This is a genomic window from Brevibacterium otitidis, from assembly GCF_042429315.1.
GTDB classification, from domain to species: Bacteria; Actinomycetota; Actinomycetes; order Actinomycetales; family Brevibacteriaceae; genus Brevibacterium; species Brevibacterium otitidis.
In genome coordinates this window covers 1-891 of sequence record NZ_JBHMAU010000087.1, presented here as the reverse complement: position 1 = coordinate 891, position 891 = coordinate 1, and the positions used below count along the sequence as shown (strand labels likewise).

Annotated in this window: 2 pseudogenes; one reads left to right on the top strand and one right to left on the bottom strand. The window is 61.8% G+C overall.

Features of this window, described 5'->3' with window-relative positions:
• Window positions 1–93: 93 nt before the first annotated feature.
• Window positions 94–744, top strand: a pseudogene (locus ACFFN1_RS13575) (IS3 family transposase); the annotation flags it as partial.
• A 41-nt stretch (window positions 745–785) separates the two neighbouring features.
• On the opposite strand, the pseudogene ACFFN1_RS13570 reads toward ACFFN1_RS13575, so the two are convergent.
• A pseudogene (locus ACFFN1_RS13570) lies at window positions 786–891 on the bottom strand (transposase); the annotation flags it as partial.

Sequence of the window (891 nt, the reverse complement as noted above, 5' to 3'; positions counted from 1 at the left end):
TTCATCCTGGCTCGAAGTTCGAATCAATCGAAACTCTTGCTGAAGTCGGTGTGCAGTCAGCGTCCTACGCCACGATCAAACCTGACTAATTTGAGCCAAGTCAGGCCGGAGCTGGTCCGCCAGATTATGCGCGATGAGGCCCTCTACCCCTGCCAGCCCCGGCCCAGGCGGGTGACGACGATCCCGGATGATGACGCCGCCGACATTCCGGACCTGGTGCAGCGGGACTTCTCCGCCGACCGGCCCGGTGTGAAGTTCGTCGGCGACATCACCTACATCCACACGTGGGAGGGGTTCGTGTACCTGGCCACGGTCATCGACTGCTACTCGAAGAAGGTCGTCGGCTGGTCACTGGCCGATCACATGCGCAGCGAGCTCGTCGAGCAGGCACTGCTCAACGCTGCGGCCACGACGAGAATCGAACCGGATGCGATATGGCACTCGGACCGCGGCGCGCAATATACATCGGCGTCGTACCAGGCGCTCCTGCGCAGGCTGGGGATGCGCCCATCCGTGGGCAGGACCGGGGTGTGCTGGGACAACAGCCTGGCCGAGTCGTTCTTCGCCGCGCTCAAGACCGAGCGCGTCCACCGCACCGTCTACCCGACCCATGCTCATGCCAGGCGTGACATCATCAACTATATCGAGGGGTTCTACAACCGTCGCCGGCGTCACTCAGCGATCGGCTACCAGTGCCCCAATAACGTCCACTACAGTTACCAGCAGCCCCTTCAGGCAGCGTAGAAAAACCACCCATCCGCTGTCCGAAATCTCCACAGCAGCCCAGTGTAGATCGCTTTGAGCGCCTTGGACACGGCTTTACGGTCCCCGTAGGCGACGAATCGGTTCGCTGCCCTGATCAGGTGTACCACGCAGGTCTGGACCATCGAG